Origin of the sequence: Diaphorobacter sp. J5-51 (assembly GCF_001023515.1) — a bacterium.
Taxonomy (GTDB): domain Bacteria; phylum Pseudomonadota; class Gammaproteobacteria; order Burkholderiales; family Burkholderiaceae_C; genus Diaphorobacter; species Diaphorobacter nitroreducens.
Map to the genome: position 1 here is coordinate 36,648 of NZ_JSYI01000032.1, position 16,191 is coordinate 52,838.

The 16,191-nt window shown below is 70.6% G+C and carries 12 protein-coding genes and 1 tRNA gene; 5 read left to right on the forward strand and 8 right to left on the reverse strand.

Translation table 11 applies throughout. The features are described from left to right. Window positions 1–5: 5 nt before the first annotated feature. Entirely contained in the window at window positions 6–1,082 is a 1,077-nt protein-coding gene (locus OX89_RS04485) for an ABC transporter ATP-binding protein (protein ID WP_047349737.1), read from the reverse strand. Window positions 1,083–1,325: 243 nt separating this feature from the next. Here OX89_RS04485 and OX89_RS04490 point away from each other — a divergent pair, with 243 nt between their 5' ends. The 4 genes from OX89_RS04490 (at window position 1,326) to OX89_RS04505 (ending at window position 5,773) form a co-directional block, all read left to right on the forward strand. Next, complete coding sequence (locus OX89_RS04490; protein ID WP_199856208.1) at window positions 1,326–2,960, forward strand: iron ABC transporter permease; 1,635 nt, start codon at window positions 1,326–1,328, stop codon at window positions 2,958–2,960. 68 nt (window positions 2,961–3,028) lie between these two features. Continuing rightward, complete coding sequence (gene arsC / locus OX89_RS04495; protein WP_047349880.1) at window positions 3,029–3,385, forward strand: arsenate reductase (glutaredoxin); 357 nt, start codon at window positions 3,029–3,031, stop codon at window positions 3,383–3,385. 332 nt (window positions 3,386–3,717) lie between these two features. Beyond that, window positions 3,718–5,121, forward strand: a complete 1,404-nt coding sequence (locus OX89_RS04500) for a phosphatidylserine/phosphatidylglycerophosphate/cardiolipin synthase family protein (protein WP_047349738.1) — start codon at window positions 3,718–3,720, stop codon at window positions 5,119–5,121. A 289-nt stretch (window positions 5,122–5,410) separates the two neighbouring features. Then, window positions 5,411–5,773 carry a hypothetical protein gene (locus OX89_RS04505; RefSeq protein ID WP_011806659.1) on the forward strand — a complete coding sequence of 121 codons (363 nt, stop codon included), beginning with the start codon at window positions 5,411–5,413 and terminating at the stop codon, window positions 5,771–5,773. A gap of 27 nt (window positions 5,774–5,800) precedes the next feature. Here the strand turns inward: OX89_RS04505 and OX89_RS04510 are convergent. From OX89_RS04510 to OX89_RS04540, 7 genes are all read right to left on the reverse strand, one after another. Then, window positions 5,801–5,875: transfer RNA gene (locus OX89_RS04510), tRNA-Arg, on the reverse strand. A 105-nt stretch (window positions 5,876–5,980) separates the two neighbouring features. Beyond that, window positions 5,981–10,123 (reverse strand): translocation/assembly module TamB domain-containing protein, encoded by a 4,143-nt coding sequence (locus OX89_RS04515; RefSeq protein WP_047349739.1) that lies wholly within the window; start codon window positions 10,121–10,123, stop codon window positions 5,981–5,983. 107 nt (window positions 10,124–10,230) lie between these two features. Continuing rightward, window positions 10,231–12,135 carry an autotransporter assembly complex family protein gene (locus OX89_RS04520; protein ID WP_047349740.1) on the reverse strand — a complete coding sequence of 635 codons (1,905 nt, stop codon included), beginning with the start codon at window positions 12,133–12,135 and terminating at the stop codon, window positions 10,231–10,233. A 5-nt stretch (window positions 12,136–12,140) separates the two neighbouring features. Continuing rightward, window positions 12,141–13,328 (reverse strand): VWA domain-containing protein, encoded by a 1,188-nt coding sequence (locus tag OX89_RS04525; RefSeq protein WP_047349741.1) that lies wholly within the window; start codon window positions 13,326–13,328, stop codon window positions 12,141–12,143. Between the two features lie 18 nt (window positions 13,329–13,346). Next, window positions 13,347–13,949, reverse strand: a complete 603-nt coding sequence (locus OX89_RS04530) for a GNAT family N-acetyltransferase (protein WP_047349742.1) — start codon at window positions 13,947–13,949, stop codon at window positions 13,347–13,349. 17 nt (window positions 13,950–13,966) lie between these two features. Further along, on the reverse strand, window positions 13,967–14,194 hold the full coding sequence (locus OX89_RS04535) for a hypothetical protein (protein ID WP_047349743.1): 228 nt from the start codon (window positions 14,192–14,194) through the stop codon (window positions 13,967–13,969). 13 nt (window positions 14,195–14,207) lie between these two features. Beyond that, window positions 14,208–15,050, reverse strand: a complete 843-nt coding sequence (locus OX89_RS04540; protein ID WP_011806653.1) for a MoxR family ATPase — start codon at window positions 15,048–15,050, stop codon at window positions 14,208–14,210. Window positions 15,051–15,158: 108 nt separating this feature from the next. Here OX89_RS04540 and OX89_RS04545 point away from each other — a divergent pair, with 108 nt between their 5' ends. Continuing rightward, window positions 15,159–15,818 carry a cytochrome c gene (locus tag OX89_RS04545; RefSeq protein WP_011806652.1) on the forward strand — a complete coding sequence of 220 codons (660 nt, stop codon included), beginning with the start codon at window positions 15,159–15,161 and terminating at the stop codon, window positions 15,816–15,818. Window positions 15,819–16,191: the final 373 nt, after the last annotated feature.

The following is a 16,191-nucleotide window of genomic DNA, read 5'->3' on the forward strand; positions in this document are numbered from 1 at the left end:
CGCGGTCAGCGTGCGGCGCTCTCCCGTGCGAACGCCACCACGTGGTCGACCTGCGTGCGAATGCCGATCCATTCGCCCATGGCATGGTCATGGTGGCTGGGCACGTGGGCCATCACGGTGAGGCCGTTGGCCAGTTCCAGCGTGTACAGAAATTCCGAACCGCGAAAGGCCTTGCGCACGATGCGCGCCCGCACGGGTGAGCTGTCGTCATGCACCACGTCGTCGGCACGCAGCAGCACGTCGCATTCGCCGCCGGGGTAGCTTGCCGGCAGCAGGCAGCCGTCGATGTCGGTCAGGTCGCCCAGCGGGGTGCGCGCCACCACATGGCTGCCCTGCTGCACCAGCGTGGCGGGGGCGAACACGCCATGGCCGATGAAGTCGGCCACGAAGCGCGTGGCGGGGCGGTGGTAGAGGGAGTAGGCATCGTCCCACTGGTGCAGGTGGCCGCCCTCCAGCACGCCGATGCGGTCGCCGATGGCGAAGGCCTCCAACTGGTCGTGCGTGACGAACAGTGCCGTAGCGCCGGCGGTCTTGAGGATGCTGCGCACCTCGTGGGCCAGCCGCTCGCGCAAGTCCACATCCAGGTTGGAAAACGGCTCGTCCAGCAGCATCAGCCGCGGGCGCGGTGCCAGCGCGCGCGCCAATGCCACGCGCTGCTGCTGGCCGCCCGAGAGCTCGTGCGGAAAGCGCGCCTCGCTGCCCTCCAGACCCACCAGGGCCAGGGACTCGCGCACGCGTTCGGCCTGCTCCGCGCGGGGGAGTGCGTGGATGCCGAAAGCCACGTTGCGCGCGACGCTGAGGTGCGGAAACAGCGCATAGTCCTGGAACACCATGCCCATGCGCCGCTGCTCGGGGGGCATGCTGCGCCCCGGCGCGCCCACCACCTCGCCCCCCAGGCGGATGGCTCCTTCGGCGACGGGTTCCAGCCCCGCCACCGCGCGCAGCAGGGTGGTCTTGCCGCAGCCCGAGGGGCCGATGAGCACACCGATCTCGCCGGCGGCCAGGCCCAGGGTCACGCCGCGCACGGCGGCTTGCGGGCGGTTGGCGTACCGCACGTCCAATTGAGACACTTCCAGAAACATGGCGTGAGTTTAGGGCGTGTCCCGCCCTGAATGACCCCACGCCACAGCGCCGTACTGCGCAGGCGTGGCCCCGCGCTGCGCCGCCTGGGCGCGCCGCCCCAGGGCCCACATGCTGGTAGGGCGCGGCCGACCTGCGGCCCGCGGTTGCGTAGAATTGTTCCCATTTGCATCACAACTGCCAGGGTTCACCGGGCAGGCGGTGGATGCGCTCTCTTCGCCTTGCACCTCGCTACCGGCCGTCCCTTGCTGCCACGAATCCGCCGCGCCCTGCGCTCCACTTCACTGATCCTGTTGGCCTTGCTGCTCACGCTGCCCCTGCTGGCCGTGCTGGGGGCGTGGCTGCCCTGGGGCGAGGGCGGCGCGCAGTCCGGTGCCATCCTGCGCGCCATGGCCACCACGGTGCTGCCGGGGTACCTGTGGACCACGCTGTGGCTGGGTCTCGCCGTGGCCGTGGGCGCGGCCGTGGTGGGCACGGCCTGCGCCGCGGCGGTCACGCTGTTCGACTTCCGTGGCCGGCGCTCGCTGGAGTGGCTGCTGCTGCTGCCCCTGGCCATGCCGGCCTATGTGACGGCCTACGCCTATACCGACTTCCTGCAGTTCAGCGGCCCGCTGCAGGTCTGGCTGCGCGCCACGTTCGGCCTGGAGGGCCGCCTGCTGCCCGAGGTGCGCAGCCTGGGCGGTGCGGTGTGGGTGTTCATCTTTTCGCTTTACCCCTACGTGTACCTGCTGGCGCGCACGGCGCTGGGCGAGCGTGCGGCGCACCTCATGGAGGCGGCGCGTCTGCTGGGCGCATCGCCCGCGCGGCGCATCCGCAGCGTGGCGCTGCCGCTGGCACGCCCGGCGGTGGCCGCGGGCGTGGCGCTGGTGCTCATGGAGACGCTGGCCGACTTCGGCGTCGCGGCGTACTTCGGCATCCAGACCTTCACCACGGGCATCTACAAGGCCTGGCTGTCCATGGACGACCGGCTCGCCGCAGCGCAGTTGGCCACCGTGCTGCTGGTGCTGGTGGTGCTGCTGCTGCAGCTGGAGCTGCGCGCGCAGCGGCGCATGCGCTTTGCCACGGGCGGCGTGGGCCGCGCCGGCTCGACCGAGGCGCAGCCCACGCGGCTGCACGGTGCAAGCGCCGTGGCGGCGTGGCTGGTGTGCGCCCTGCCAGTACTGATGGGCTTCGTGGCGCCGGTGCTGTTCATGCTGCGGCCGCTGGCGGCCGACTGGTCGGTGCTGCCCTGGTCGCGTTTCATCGAATGGGCGGGCAACAGTGTGCGGCTGGGGGGCATTACGGCCGTGCTGGCCGTGGGCATTGCCCTGGTGCTGGCGTTTGCCGTGCGCCGCCGGCGCGATGCGCTCACGCGTGGCGTGGTGCAGCTGGTCAGCTTGGGCTACGCCGTGCCCGGTGCCGTGATCGTCGTGGGTCTGCTGCTGCCCGTGGGCTGGATGCAGGCCGCGGCGCCCGGCTGGGGGCTGCCCGCGATCATCACCGCCACGGCCGTGGGTATCGTCTGGGCCTACCTGGTGCGTTTTTGCGCGGTGGCGCTGCAGTCGGTGCAAAGCGGCTACGCGCGCGTCTCGCCCAGCCTGGACGACTCGGCGCGCATGTTGGGCGTGGGCAGCCTGGGCGTGCTCACGCGCGTGCACTGGCCGCTGCTCAAGCGCTCCACCGCGGCGGCGGCGCTGCTGGTGTTCGTGGACGTGATGAAGGAGCTGCCCGCCACCATGGTGCTGCGCCCCTTCAACAGCGACACCCTGGCCGTGGTGGCCTACCAGCTGGCCCGCGACGAGCGCCTGGGCGAGGCCGCGCTGCCCTCGCTGGCGCTGGTGGCCGTGGGGCTGGTGCCGGTGATCCTGCTGAGCCGCACGCTGCGCGCGTCGTCGCGCTGACCCGGCGCCGCCTCATTGGACACCGAGGCGGCCCGGTACGGCCCAGCGTGGCGGCCTACACTGCGCGCATGACCCCTGCCGACATCACCATCTACCACAACGCCCGCTGCAGCAATTCGCGCGGCGCCTTGGCGCTGCTGCGCGAGCGCGGCATCGAGCCCACCGTCGTGGACTATCTCGCCCAGCCGCTGGATGCCGTCCAGCTCACCGCCTTGGTGGCGCGCCTGGGCGTGCCCGTGCGCAAAGTCATGCGCACCAAGGAGGCCGCCTACACCGCGCTGGATCTGGCCGACCCGGGCCGCACCGATGCCGAGCTCATCGCCGCCATCGCCGCGCACCCGGTGCTGCTCAACCGCCCCATCGTCGTGACGCCGCGCGGTGCCCTGCTGTGCCGCCCGCCCGAGCGGGTGCTGGAGTTGCTCTGATACCGGGCCATCGGAATTTCGGGTATTTCGGTTAAATTGGCCTGTAACGCTTATGTTTCAAGCGCTAATAGCTATTAAATAAATAGCAAAAAGACCCATTTTCCCTGGCGCCGCGCCGCTTTCCTACAGTCGCGCGCGGCGCCGGGCCGATATGCTGGGCGGCATGCTGCCTGTTCCGGGCCGTGGGAGAGCGCCATGACACCACCCGTACCGCCAGAAGAATGCGCCCCGCATGCGGGGCCCATGCATGCGGTCGCTGGCCGTGCGGCCGCGGCGCGCGCTGTGCAGCAATGGTCGTCGGCGGGCCCTCGCCGCGTGCTCCACCCCCGCGCATGATCCGCGTGGCCGTACTCTCGGGCCTGGGCCACGCGATCTTCGTGGCCGTGGGGCTGCTGGTGTACGTGATGGGCACGCGCATCGGCCACCAGCGCCGCCATCCCTCGGCCGCCATGGGCTGGGTGCTGGGCATCGTCACGTTTCCCTATCTGGTCGTACCGCTGTTCCTCTTGTTCGGCACGCGCAAGTTCGCGCGGCCCGCACGCCGCCCGCACGGCCCGCCGCTGGAGGCAACGGAAGGCGGGCCGCCCTGGGCAACGCGGCTGCTGGCCAGCCTGGAGCTGGCGCCCGCCGTGCGCAATGCGCAGGTGGTGCTGCATGCCGACGGTACGCAGGCGCTGCAGGGGCTGCTGGCCACCATTGCGTCGGCCCGCCACCGGCTGGACCTGTGCACCTACGTGTTTGCCTACGACGAGGTGGGGCGAGAGGTGGCGCGCGCGCTGCTGGACTGCGTGCACCGCGGCGTGCGCGTGCGCCTGCTGGTGGACGCCTTGGGCAGCATGCGCACGCCGCCCGGCATGCTGCGCGCGCTGCGGCGCCAGGGCCTGCAGGTGCGCCGCTTCATGCCGCTGCTGCACAACCCGCTGCACGGGCGCACCAACCTGCGCAACCACCGCAAGCTGGTCGTGGCCGACGGCGAGCGGCTGTGGAGCGGCGGACGCAACCTGGCCTGCGAGTACTTCATCGACCGGCCGGGCCACCCCGCCTGGGCGGACTTGAGCTACGAGGTCCATGGCCCGCTGGCCGCGCAGGCGCAGGCCCAGTTCGCCACCGACTGGCGTGTGGCGCGCGGCCTGGTGCTGCGCCGCCGCCGCAAGGCGCGGAGCACCGCCGCGCCGGCGCTGCCCGCGCCGCCCGCACACGGCCCGTTGGCGCAGTGGCTGCCCAGCGGTCCCGACCATGCCGACGACACCGTGCATGCGCTGCTGCTGGCGGCTGCCTACCATGCCCAGCGGCGCATCGTGGCCGTCACGCCGTACTTCGTGCCCGACGACGCGCTGCTGGACGCCTGGTGCCTGGCCTGCCGGCGCGGCGTGCAGGTCAGCGTGGTGGTGCCGGCGCGCTCCAACCACCGCCTGGCAGACCTGGCCCGCGAGCGCGCGCTGCGCCAGCTGGCCGCCGCGGGTGCGCGGGTATGGCTGTCCCCGGCCATGGTGCATGCCAAGGCGGTGCTCATCGACGACGAACTGGCTCTCGTAGGCTCGCTCAACCTGGACGCGCGCAGCCTGTTCCTGAACTACGAGGCCATGACCGTGTTCTACGGCCCGCAGGAACTGCACTGGCTGGCGCAGTGGAGCGACCAGCTGCTGGCCAGCGCGCGCCCCTACCACGCGCGTGCGCCCTCCTGGCTGCGCGACGTCATCGAAGGCGTGGTGCGCTCGGTGGGCTTTCAGCTCTAGGCGGCTGTCGCGCCCGTGCAGGCGAAGGGTAGGCCGGCGCGTTCGCTGTTGGGCGGCGCGGCTGCGATGGGTAGTCGTGGTGCCCGGGTTGCCCGGCACAGGTGCGCCGCACGTCCCTTCGGACCCATGGGGCGTGGGATGCGCGATCGGGGCCGTACAGTGATGCGGTGGCGCCCTCGTCCGACACGCCTGCGGCCGGCTGGCGGGCACGCCCGCAGCCACCTCCACACTACAACGGGGGTATCGGGCGCACGCAGCGTGCGTCCACCACTGTTTTAAGGAGTGCGCCATGAACGCCACCGATCCGCGATTTCCCCAGAACCCACCCATCGACCCCGACCTGGCCGAACAGGCACGACCCGGCCACGGCGTGCCGTCGCAAGACCCGGAGCCGCAGGCACAGCAGCCCCTGCCGCCCGAAGACCAGGAGCGTGAATCCAAATCGGTGCTGATGGGCGGCGGCGCGATGGCGGGCGCAGCTGCCGGCGCGGCCGTAGGCGCTGCCACGGCGGGGCCGGTGGGCGTCTTTGTGGGCACCCTGGCGGGCAGTGTGGCGGGGGCGCTGGGCGGCGCTGCGGCGGGCCGGCTGGTGGACACCGACCCCACCGCACCGGAAACCGACACCAAGGCCGGGACGGACGGCGAGCGCTAGTTCCTGCACCGGCATTTGCCCGGAAAGTGGTCCCTCCGACAGGAATCGAACCTGTATCTAGCGCTTAGGAGGCGCTCGTTCTATCCATTGAACTACGGAGAGGGAGGCAAGATTGTAAGGGCGGTGCCATGCCGCCCTTATGCTATTTATTTAATAGCTGCATGCGCTTGAAGGGAAAGCGTTACGGCCGATTTTTGGCATAGAACTTCAGTCGTAGCGCACCGTGTAGATCAGGTCCACCGCGCTTTGCATGCCCGTCTGGCCGCGCAGCGTGAGGTGCTGCGACAGGTCGTAGAAGATGTACAGCGTGCCCAGCACGCCCGAGAGGCTGCGCTCGTAGGTCACGTACAGGTCCTTGGACAGGCGTTTGCCGAAGGTGAGGGCAGCGGCGCTCGCGTCCTCGCCCGTGCCGGGGCCCTTGAAGCCGATCTCGTCCAGACCTACGCGCTTGGCGATACCGCCGGTGCCGCTGCCGGAGCCCCCGCCCAGCAGGGCCAGCGCGGCCTGCTGCAGCAGCGCGGCCTCGGCGCCGCCGCTGGCGGCGCTGCGGCCCAGCACCACCCACGAGAGCTTCTCGGCGTCCGGCAGGTCGGGGTCGGCATACAGGCGCACGCGCGGCGACTGGGCCGTGCCCGTGACCTGCACGCCGGCGCGCACGCTGATGTTGGGCCGGATGGCCAGCACGTCCAGCGACGGGTTGTCGTAGGGGCCGTTGAAGCGCAGCAAGCCCGTTTCCACGTCCAGCGCCTGGCCCCAGGCGCGGTAGCGGCCCTGCACGGTGCGCACCTCGCCGGTCACGCGCGGCGGGGCGCCGGCCGTGCCGCTGCTGCGGATGTCCAGCTGCCCCGTCAGGCGTGTGGTGATGCCGTGGCCCTGCAGGGCGAAGTCGTTGCCCAGGTCCAGCGTGACGGCGATGTCGGGCGGGCGCGCGGCCTGCACCTGCCCGCCGGCCTCGGCCTTCTGGGCCTGCTGCGCGTCGCGCGCGGCCTTGGCGGCGGCTTGCTTGTCCAATGCGGCGGAGCGCACCACCACGTCGCTGCCCAGCGTGGGCGCGCCCGCCTCGGGCAGGATGATGGTGGCGCGGTCGGTAGTGAGCTGGCCGCGCAGCGTGAATTGCCCGCCCTGCAGCCGCGCCGTGAGGTCGCCCGAGACGCTGACCTGCCGGTCGGCGCGCACCAGCAACTGCAGCGCCCGTGCCTGCGCGCGCAGATCCATGCGGATGCCGGAGCTACCTTCGCCCGCCGTGCCCCACGATACGGTGCCGCTGCCGGTGAGCGTGCCGCCGTCCTGCGGCGCCGCGGTGCGGTTGCCGCTGTAGCCCGCGATGCGTGCACGGCTGCCCTGGCCGCCGTGCAGGCTCAGCTCGGTGATGGTGAGCCGGTCGCCCTGCAGCGCGGCGCGCAGGCGCCCGTCCTGCAGGTCCACGCCGTCCAGCAGCGAGCGGATGGCGAACTGGTCCGCCGCCAGCTGTCCGCTCCACTGCGGCGCGGTGCGCGTGCCGGACAGGCGCGCGTCGGCGCTCAGCGTGCCGCGCACGCGCCAGCCCGGCGGCGCCAGGGCGGACCACACGCCCACGTCGGGCAGTTCGGCACGCACGGTGGCGGCCAGTGGGGCCTCGGCGGGCCAGGTCCAGCCGTCGGACGTGCGCGCCAGTTGGGTGCTGCCTTCGGCGTGCAATTGGCCGGCGCGCTCACTGTCCCAGTCCAGTCGGGCACGCAACGCCGGGCCTTCGGCGCTGACCGTGAGTTCGGCCCGGCGCACGCCGGCGGGTGTGCCGCGCGTGGGCACGGCCTGCGCCGCCTGGGCGCCCTTGCCCTGGCCGCTGCTGTGCACCACGGTGGTGGGCGTCGCATCCAGCGTCAGGATGCGCAGGTCGCCGCCGCTGCGCCGCAGGCTGGCGCTGGCGCGCAGCGTGTCGCCGGCGTCGATGTCCCAGGTGCCGTCCAGCAGCAGGTCGCCCGCCAGGCCCGCCCGCTCCAGCATGCCGTCGCCGTCCATGCGCCAGGCGTTGGCCCAGTCCAGCGGCAGGCCCTTCAGTTCGCCCTGGCTGCGCAGCTGCAGGGCACCCTGCGCGCCCTGGGCATAGCGCAGGGGTTGCCAGCGCAGTTGCAGATGACCGGGTCGCGGCCCTTCGACGAAGGCCTGGCCGGCGCCGGCCTCCACCACCAGCTGGGGGGACTGGCGCAGCTGGATGGCCACCGGCTCGGCCAGGCGCAGCTTCCACGGGCCGGGCTGGCCGGCCGCGTCGGCCTGCATCTGCAGGGATTCCAACTGGGCCTGCCATTGGCCCGCGCCGCGGCTGGCCGCCGTGGCGCGCAGGCGCAACTGGGCACGCTGGCCCGTGAGGGTGGCGCTGCGGGCGGAAGGGCCCTCGTCAGGCTGCGGGCCGTGGCGCAGCTCGCCATCCCAGTCGAGCGCGGCGCGCGCCAACGAGCCCTGCAGCGTGGCGGTGGTGCGCCGCAGTTCCAGCGTGAGGGGGCCCGCGTCCGTGCCGGGCTGGGGTGCGCGCGCGATCTGCAGGCGCGGCGCGGACAGCTGGGCCTGCAGGTCAAAGCGCTGCGGCGCGGTTGCGGCAGCCACGGCCGTGCCTGCCGGCAGGCCCGCGGCCTGCAGTTGGCGCTGCAGGTCGTGCCAGCCGCCGCGCCAGGTGGCGGCCAGCGTGGCGTTGCCGTCCAGGCTCCAGCCCGCCAATGCGGCGGGCAGGCCCGGCAGGCCCTGCAGCCAGCGCTGCGCGCGTTGCGCGTCCGTCATGCGCAGGTCCAGCGTGCCGTTGCCGCGCTGGGGTGCGAGTTGCCCGTCGAACTGCGCGCTGGCGCCGGGCAGCGTGGCCTGTAGCGCGCCTTGCACGGCCGGTCCCGCCAGGTCGATGCGCAGCGCCTGGGCGCGCACTTGCGCCCGCAGGGCGTCCAGCTGCAGGCGGGCGATGTCGATCCGATCGCCCTGCCACTGGCCCTGCACGGTCAACTGGTCCAGGCGCAGCGGCGCGGGGGCGCCCGCCTTCGCCGCGGCCGTGGGGGCGGGGCGGCCGGCGGCGCGCAGGTCGGCGCTGAAGCGCACGGCGCCGCCCTCGGCAGCGTCGCGGCTTTCGGCGCTGGCGGTGCCGTTCACGGGCGCAGCGTCCAGCAGGGTGTGCAGCGCCGCAGGGTTGAGGGTGCGCACCTCGGCTTGGCCCTGCAGCGCGCGCGTGGCGGGTGTGTAGGCGCCCTGCAGCGTGACGCTGCCGCTGCCCACCCGCGCCAGCGATTCGGACACGGTCCAGGTGGCGCCATCGAACGCGGCGCGGGCCTGCAGTGTGTCGACAGGCAGGCGCTGCTGGTCCCACGGGCCGGGCAGGGCGTTGCGCAACGCGGCCTGGATCTGCCAGCCGGGCGCGTTGGCCTCGGCGGGCTCCAGCGCGGCGGTGCCGCTGAGTTGGGTGGCGGGCGCCTGCGGCCACAGCGCGGCGAGGTCCAGGGCCTGCACCTCGGCCGCGGCCTGCAGCAGCGGTTGGTCGGCCCAGGGGGCGATGCGCGCTTGCAGGTCGGCGCGCAGCGGTGGATGGGTGGGGCCTGCGCCATCGGTGCCGCGCAGCTGGGCCGTGAGCTGGATCTGTGCGCCCGCGCCGGCCAGCGTGCCCTGCGCGCTGGCCTGGGCCAGGGCCTGCAAGGGTTGCGCGCTGCCGGGCACCGGCGTGCGCAGCGTGCCGTTGAGCGTGGCGGTGAGCGCCATGGGCGCCTGGGCCTGCAACGTGGCCAGCAGCGCGTAGCGGCCCTGGGCCAGCGTGACCTGGTCCACCGCCAGGCGGTGTTGCTCGCCGTCGTAGCGGTAGGTGCCCTCCAGTTGCTCGGCGACGGTGCTGCCGGCCCAGTCGATGCGGTCCGCGTGGAAGGGCAGCTCGATCCGCAGTGGCAGCACCAGCTGCTGCAGCGGCGGAGTGGGCGGCTCCTGCGGGCCGGGCACGTCCTGCGGCGTGATGAGCACCTGCGCGGCCCGCACTTCGCCCAGGCGCAGTTGGCGGCGCAGCAGCGGCGCGACGCTCCAGGCGATGCGCGCGTCGTGCACCTCCACGGCCAGCGTGGGGCTGCTCCAGCGCAGCCAGCCAATCGTGCCGCCCGAGCGCAGCGAGCCGCTCACGTCGCGCGCCTGCAGGCTCTGCCCCTCGGGCAGGTATTGCGCCGCGCGCGCCAGTGCGCTGGCCAGCGAGGTGTTGCTGCCGGCCCACCACCACAGCCCGCCCAGCAGCACCAGCGCCGCCATGAGCAGGCCCCCCAGCGCAGCCAGCGCCCAGCGCCCGACGCGGCGGCGCGGCGGCGGCCGCGGCGTGGGCGTCGCGCCTGCGGCGTAGGGCTGGTGGCTAAAGGGGTGGGTCATGGAGGTTTAAAAACAATAGCTGCTAGCGCTTGCCAGAAAAGGAATTCGGAATGAAAACTATCAAAATCCCTTGTGTATCAAGCGCTGGCAGCTCACTTTTTTGCATGTCAGAACGTGTAGCCCAGCCGCAGGTGCAGCCGTACCTGGTGCGTGTGCAGGCCGTAGGCCAGGTCTGCCTGCAGCGGGCCCACCGGGCTTTGCCAGCGCAGGCCGGCGCCCACGCCCACGCGCGCGGTCAGCTCACCGGGCTTGTCCGCCACGGCGCCGGCGTCGATGAACAGCGCGCTCTCAAAGTCGGTGCGGTTGCCGCGCACGGTGATGGGGCGCTGCCATTCGGCGCTGCCCACGGCCATGTAGCGCCCGCCGAAGAGCTTGTCCGCGTCGGTGCGCGCGCCGATGCTGCGGTAGCCGTAGCCGCGCACGGTGGTGTCGCCGCCGGTCAGGAACAGCTGGGTGACGGGGATGTCGGCGCCGTCGCGCGCCAGCACCGCGCCGCCCTCCAGGCGCAGCGACAGGCGGCTGCCGCGGCGCACGTTGTTCCCCAGGTCCACGCGGCCCAGCCCGACGAAGGACTGCCAGCGCAGCAGGGTGCGCACGAAGGGGTCGCGCTCCGGGCGCAGCGTGGTGCCCACGCCCAGCTCGGCCGCCAGGCCCCAGCCGCGCGTGGGGTTGGTGTTGTTGTTGAAGTAGCGCCCCGTCCAGCCGTAGTTGGCGGAGATCGCGCTGCTGGACGGCGGTGCGTCCTCGCCGCGGTTCTTGGCCGTGTCGTGCTGCAGGAAGTAGCTGCGGTCGATGCGGTCCGTGCTCTTGGTGCGCCCGGCGCGCAGCCGCGAGCTGTCCACGTCGTAGCTGCCCGTGGCCTCGCGCTGCAGCTGCAGGCCGGTGAACCAGCGCCAGCCGTTCGCATGCGGCAGCCCGGTCCAGTCGGTGGACAGCAGCTTGCGCTTGTTGTCCACCGCCACCTTGCTCACGGCGCGCCAGCCCAAGCCCGGCAGGCGGTTGTGCGTGTGGTCCATGGACAGGCGCGGCCCGCTGTCGGTGGAGATGCCGACGCCGAAGACCATTTTTTGCAGCGGCGCGTCGCGCACCTGGGCGATCACGGTCGCGGACTGCGGATCGCCGTGCTCGGTGTCCAGCGTGAGGAACACCGCGTCGTAATAGCCGCTGCTGGCCAGGCGCTGCTGGGTGTCCAGCAGGCGCGCCTCGCTGTAGACCTCGCCCGTGGGCAGGCGCGCAATGCGGCGCATGCCCTCGTTGTCGTAACGCTCGCCACCCTGGATCTGCAGGGTGCCAAAACGGTAGGCCGGGCCAGGCGCGTAGGCCACCTGCAGCTTGGCCTCGGCGCGGTCGGCGTCCACCTCGGCGCGGCTGCTGGCGATGCGCGCCGTGGGGTAGCGGCGCGCCTGCAGATCGCGCAGGCCCTGGTTCTTGGCACTGTCCCAGCCCTCCTGCGTGAACGGCTCGCCGGGCGGCAGCGACCAGCCGCGCTGCAACCGGGCCTGGCGGCGCGCGAGCTCGGTCGCGTCGGCACCGTGGCCGTCCTCGCCCATCAGCGTGATGTCGGCGCTGGCGATGTGGGTGCGCGGGCCGGGCGACACGCTGACCAGCACGGTGCGCGGCGGCGCGTCGGCGTCGGTGGCCTGCTCGCGCAGCTCGATGGTGATCTCGGGACTGAAGTAGCCCTGCGTGGCCAGCAGGTCGCGGGCGTTCGCGTCGGCCGAACCCAGCAGCCGCGTGAGTTCATGCGCCTGCAGGTCGGGCAGTTGGCGAAAGCGCTGCAGCTCCAGATGGCGCGTGAGGTACTCGCGCAGGGTGTCGTCCTCCACCTGCACATCCAGCGCGAACGCATCGGGGCCGGTGTCCGGGCCCGCCTCGGAGGTGATGGAAGAGGGTGCGTCGTGCGGCGCGGGGGAGGGGCGCTGCAGCAGGCTGCAGCCCTGCAAGAGGGCCAGGCCGATCAGCAGAAACAGCAACGCCGGCCGCCGGGCCGGCGCTGAGCTTGGCTTGGTCATGCGGGCTATTTTGACAAAAGCCGCATCGTTTCTTCGAGGCCTTTGAGTGACAAAGGGTACATGCGGTTGCCCATGAGCTGCTGGATGATGCTGATGCTCTGGCGGTACCGCCACACGCCCTGGGGTTCGGGGTTGATCCACGCGAACCGGGGGAAGGCGTGCGTGAGGCGCTGCAACCACTCGGCGCCGGGCTCCTCGTTGTTGTATTCCACGCTGCCGCCGGGCTGCAGGATCTCGTACGGGCTCATGGTGGCGTCGCCCACAAAGATGAGTTTGTAGTCCTTGTTGTACTTGCGGATGATGTCCCAGGTCGGGAACTTCTCCGCGAAGCGGCGGCGGTTGTTCTTCCACATGAAGTCGTAAACGCAGTTGTGGAAGTAGTAGAACTCCAGGTGCTTGAACTCGCTCTTCACGGCAGAAAAGAGTTCCTCCACGCGCTGGATGTGTTCGTCCATGGTGCCGCCCACGTCCATCAGCAGCAGCACCTTCACGTTGTTGTGGCGCTCGGGCACCATCTTGATGTCCAGCCAGCCCGCGTTGGCCGCCGTGGCGCGGATGGTGTCCGGCAGGTCCAGCTCCAGCTCATGCCCCTCGCGCGCGAACTTGCGCAGGCGGCGCAGCGCCACCTTGATGTTGCGCGTGCCCAGCTCCTGCGTGTCGTCGTAGTCGCGGTAGGCGCGCTGCTCCCACACCTTCACGGCGCTCTTGTTCTTGCCCGCGCCGCCGATGCGGATGCCCTGCGGGTTGTAGCCGCCGTGGCCGAAGGGGCTGGTGCCGCCCGTGCCGATCCACTTGTTGCCGCCTTCGTGGCGCTCCTTCTGCTCCTCCAGGCGCTTCCTGAGCGTCTCCATCAGCTCGTCCCAGCCCATCTTCTCGATGGCGGCCTTCTGCTCGGGCGTCAGCTCGCGCTCCAGCATCTTGCGCAGCCAGTCGGCGGGGATCTCCTTGCGGAAGTCGGCCAGCATCTCCACGCCCTTGAAGTAGGCCGCGAACGCGCGGTCGAACTTGTCGAAGTGCTTTTCGTCCTTCACCAGCGCGGTGCGCGCGAGGTAGTAGAAGTCGTCCAGGCTCCAGGCGTCGTCGGACTTGGGGCCGACCACGCCGGCCTGCAGCGCCTCCAGCAGCGTGAGGAATTCCTTCACGGACACCGGCAGCTTGCCGGCGCGCAGGGTGTAGAAGAAGTCGATCAACATGAAACAGGCCTCCAGCGCTTATTCAGCGGGCGCATGGCGCTGCAGAAGGTATAGCAACTGCGCGCGCGCTTCGGGCCATTCGCCGCTGCGCATGCTGTACATCACCGTGTCGCGGATGGTGCCGTCGCGGCGCAGCGCATGGCCGCGGATCACGCCGTCCTTCTTCGCGCCCAGGCGTTCGATGGCGCGCTGCGATGCAAAGTTGAAGTTGTCCGTGCGCCAGCCCACCACGTGGCAGCCCAGCGTGTCGAAGGCATGGCCCATCATCAGCAGCTTGGCAGTGGTGTTCACATGCGTGCGATGCACGCTCTGGGCGTACCAGGTGTAGCCGATCTCCACCCGCTTCACGGCGGGCAGGATGTCGTGGTAGCTCGTCGTGCCCAGCACGCGGCCGGTGGCATCGTCGAGCACGGCAAACGCGAAACGGTTGCCCTCGTCGCGCATGCGCAGCGCCGTCTCGATGTAGGCGCGCGTGTCCTGCGGCTCGGGCACGCTGGTGACGCGCAGTCTCCACAGCTCGCCGTCGGCCGCGGCGGCGGCGAGGCCGGCTTCATGCGCCAGGGCCAGGGGCTCCAGCCGCAGGCTGCTCTGGCGCAGGGTGACGGGCTCGACGAAGGCCATGGACTGTCGCTCCTTGCTCATTCTTTCCGCGCGCTGCGGGCCGCGCGCCAGCGCCGTGCCAGGTGCAGGCCCAGCCCGCCCCCGATGCCCACCAAGGCGATGCCTGCAATGCTGGCCGCCCCGTAGCCCTCGCTGAAGATATCCATCCCCAGCAGCAGGCCCACGCCATAGCCCGCGAGCGCGCCGCCCACGAACCCTACCGCGTCGGACGCACCTTCCATCAGAAGCCGCTGTGCAGTGCTCATGACGGGCTCTGGCTCAGCGGTTGCGCTGGTTCATGAAGACCAGCTTCTCGAAGAGGCTCACGTCCTGCTCGTTCTTGAGCAGCGCGCCCACCAGCGGCGGCACGGCCACCTTGTTGTCGGCGCTTTGCAGGGCTTCGAGAGGGATCTCCTCGGCCACCAGCAGCTTGAGCCAGTCGATGAGCTCACTGGTCGAGGGCTTCTTCTTCAGGCCGGGCAGGTTGCGCACGTCGTAGAAGGTCTTCATCGCCACGGTGAGCAGTTCGCTCTTGAGCGTGGGGAAGTGCACGTCGACGATCTTCTTCATCGTCTCGGCCTCGGGGAACTTGATGTAGTGGAAGAAGCAGCGGCGCAGGAAAGCATCGGGCAGCTCCTTCTCGTTGTTGGAGGTGATGAACACCAGCGGGCGGTGCTTGGCCCGGATCATCTCGCGCGTTTCGTAGCAGTAGAACTCCATGCGGTCGAGTTCGCGCAGCAGGTCGTTGGGGAATTCGATGTCGGCCTTGTCGATCTCGTCGATCAGCAGGGCCACCGGCTTGTCGGCCGTGAAGGCCTGCCACAGCACGCCCTTGACGATGTAGTTGTGGATGTCCTTGACGCGCTCGTCGCCCAGTTGCGAGTCGCGCAGGCGGCTCACCGCGTCATATTCGTACAGGCCCTGCTGCGCCTTGGTGGTGGACTTGATGTGCCACTGCAGGAGCGGCATGTCCAGCGCCTGGGCCACTTCCTCGGCCAGCATGGTCTTGCCCGTGCCGGGCTCGCCCTTGACCAGCAGCGGGCGCTGCAGTGTGATGGCTGCATTCACCGCGAGCATCAGGTCCTGGGTGGCAACGTAATTCTGGGATCCTTGGAATTTCATGGGCCTGGGAATAGGGAAATCGTTGATGAAAGGGCTTGACAAGCGCTGGCTATAATCGTCCACGAACTAGAACGCGGAGACAACCAATCGCCTGATTGTGCGCGCAAAATGAAGAAGACACTGACCACGATATTCGGCCTGTCTGTCGCTTGTGCGACCGGTTTTCTCCATGCCGAGGAGATCAAGGGAGATGCCAAAGCTGGGGCGCAAAAGATCGCCATGTGCATCGGGTGCCACGGCATCCCGGGCTACCAGGCCAGCTTCCCCGAAGTGCACAAGGTGCCGATGATTTCCGGCCAGGGTGCCAAGTACATCGCCTCCGCACTCGACGCCTACAAGAAGGGCGATCGCAAGCATCCCACCATGCGCGGCATCGCCGATTCGCTGTCCGAGCAGGACATCGCCGATGTGTCGGCCTACTATGCCGAGCACGGCACGAGCGCCGGGGCACCCGCCAAGCCCTCGCGCGAACCCAATGCCCAGGTGGCGCAGCTGCTGCAAAAGGGCGCTTGCGTGTCCTGCCACGGCGAGAACTTCGCCAAGCCCATCGACCCGTCCTATCCCAAGATCGCGGGCCAGCATGCGGACTACCTGTTCGTGGCGCTCAAGTCGTACAAGACCGACAAGGGCGCGTACGTGGGCCGCAGCAACGGCGTGATGGCCGGCATCGCCAAGCAGTTTTCCAACGCCGAGCTGAAGGCGCTGGCGGGTTACCTGGGTTCGCTCGATGGAGACCTGCAGGTCGTTCCGCAGCCGCGCTTTCGCTGACCGTGGCACGCACCCGAAGAAGCCCGCCAACGCGGGTTTTTTTACGCCCGGTTGAGGCAAGCGGGCCGGGTTCCCTTATCTGGCACGCCCAGGTGCGCAATGGTTGCCCCAGAGAGAGGGACTTCCTACAATCGGCCCTATGCGTTTCCTGGTTTCCACCCCGTGCGTCCGTATCGCGCGGCTTGCATCTGCAGCCGTCGTGATGGCGCGCGCCATGCGCAGGATGGGTGTTCTGAAACCAGCTTCGCCGGCCGCAGATCACTAGGCCCGGCGGTTCTCCACTCCTTTCATCCAAGCGTCACGCGTACCGCCGGGCAGCCAGCTCCGGTGCGCTGGGGCCTGCTTGCCGCGCGCCCCGCCGTGCGGCATCCCG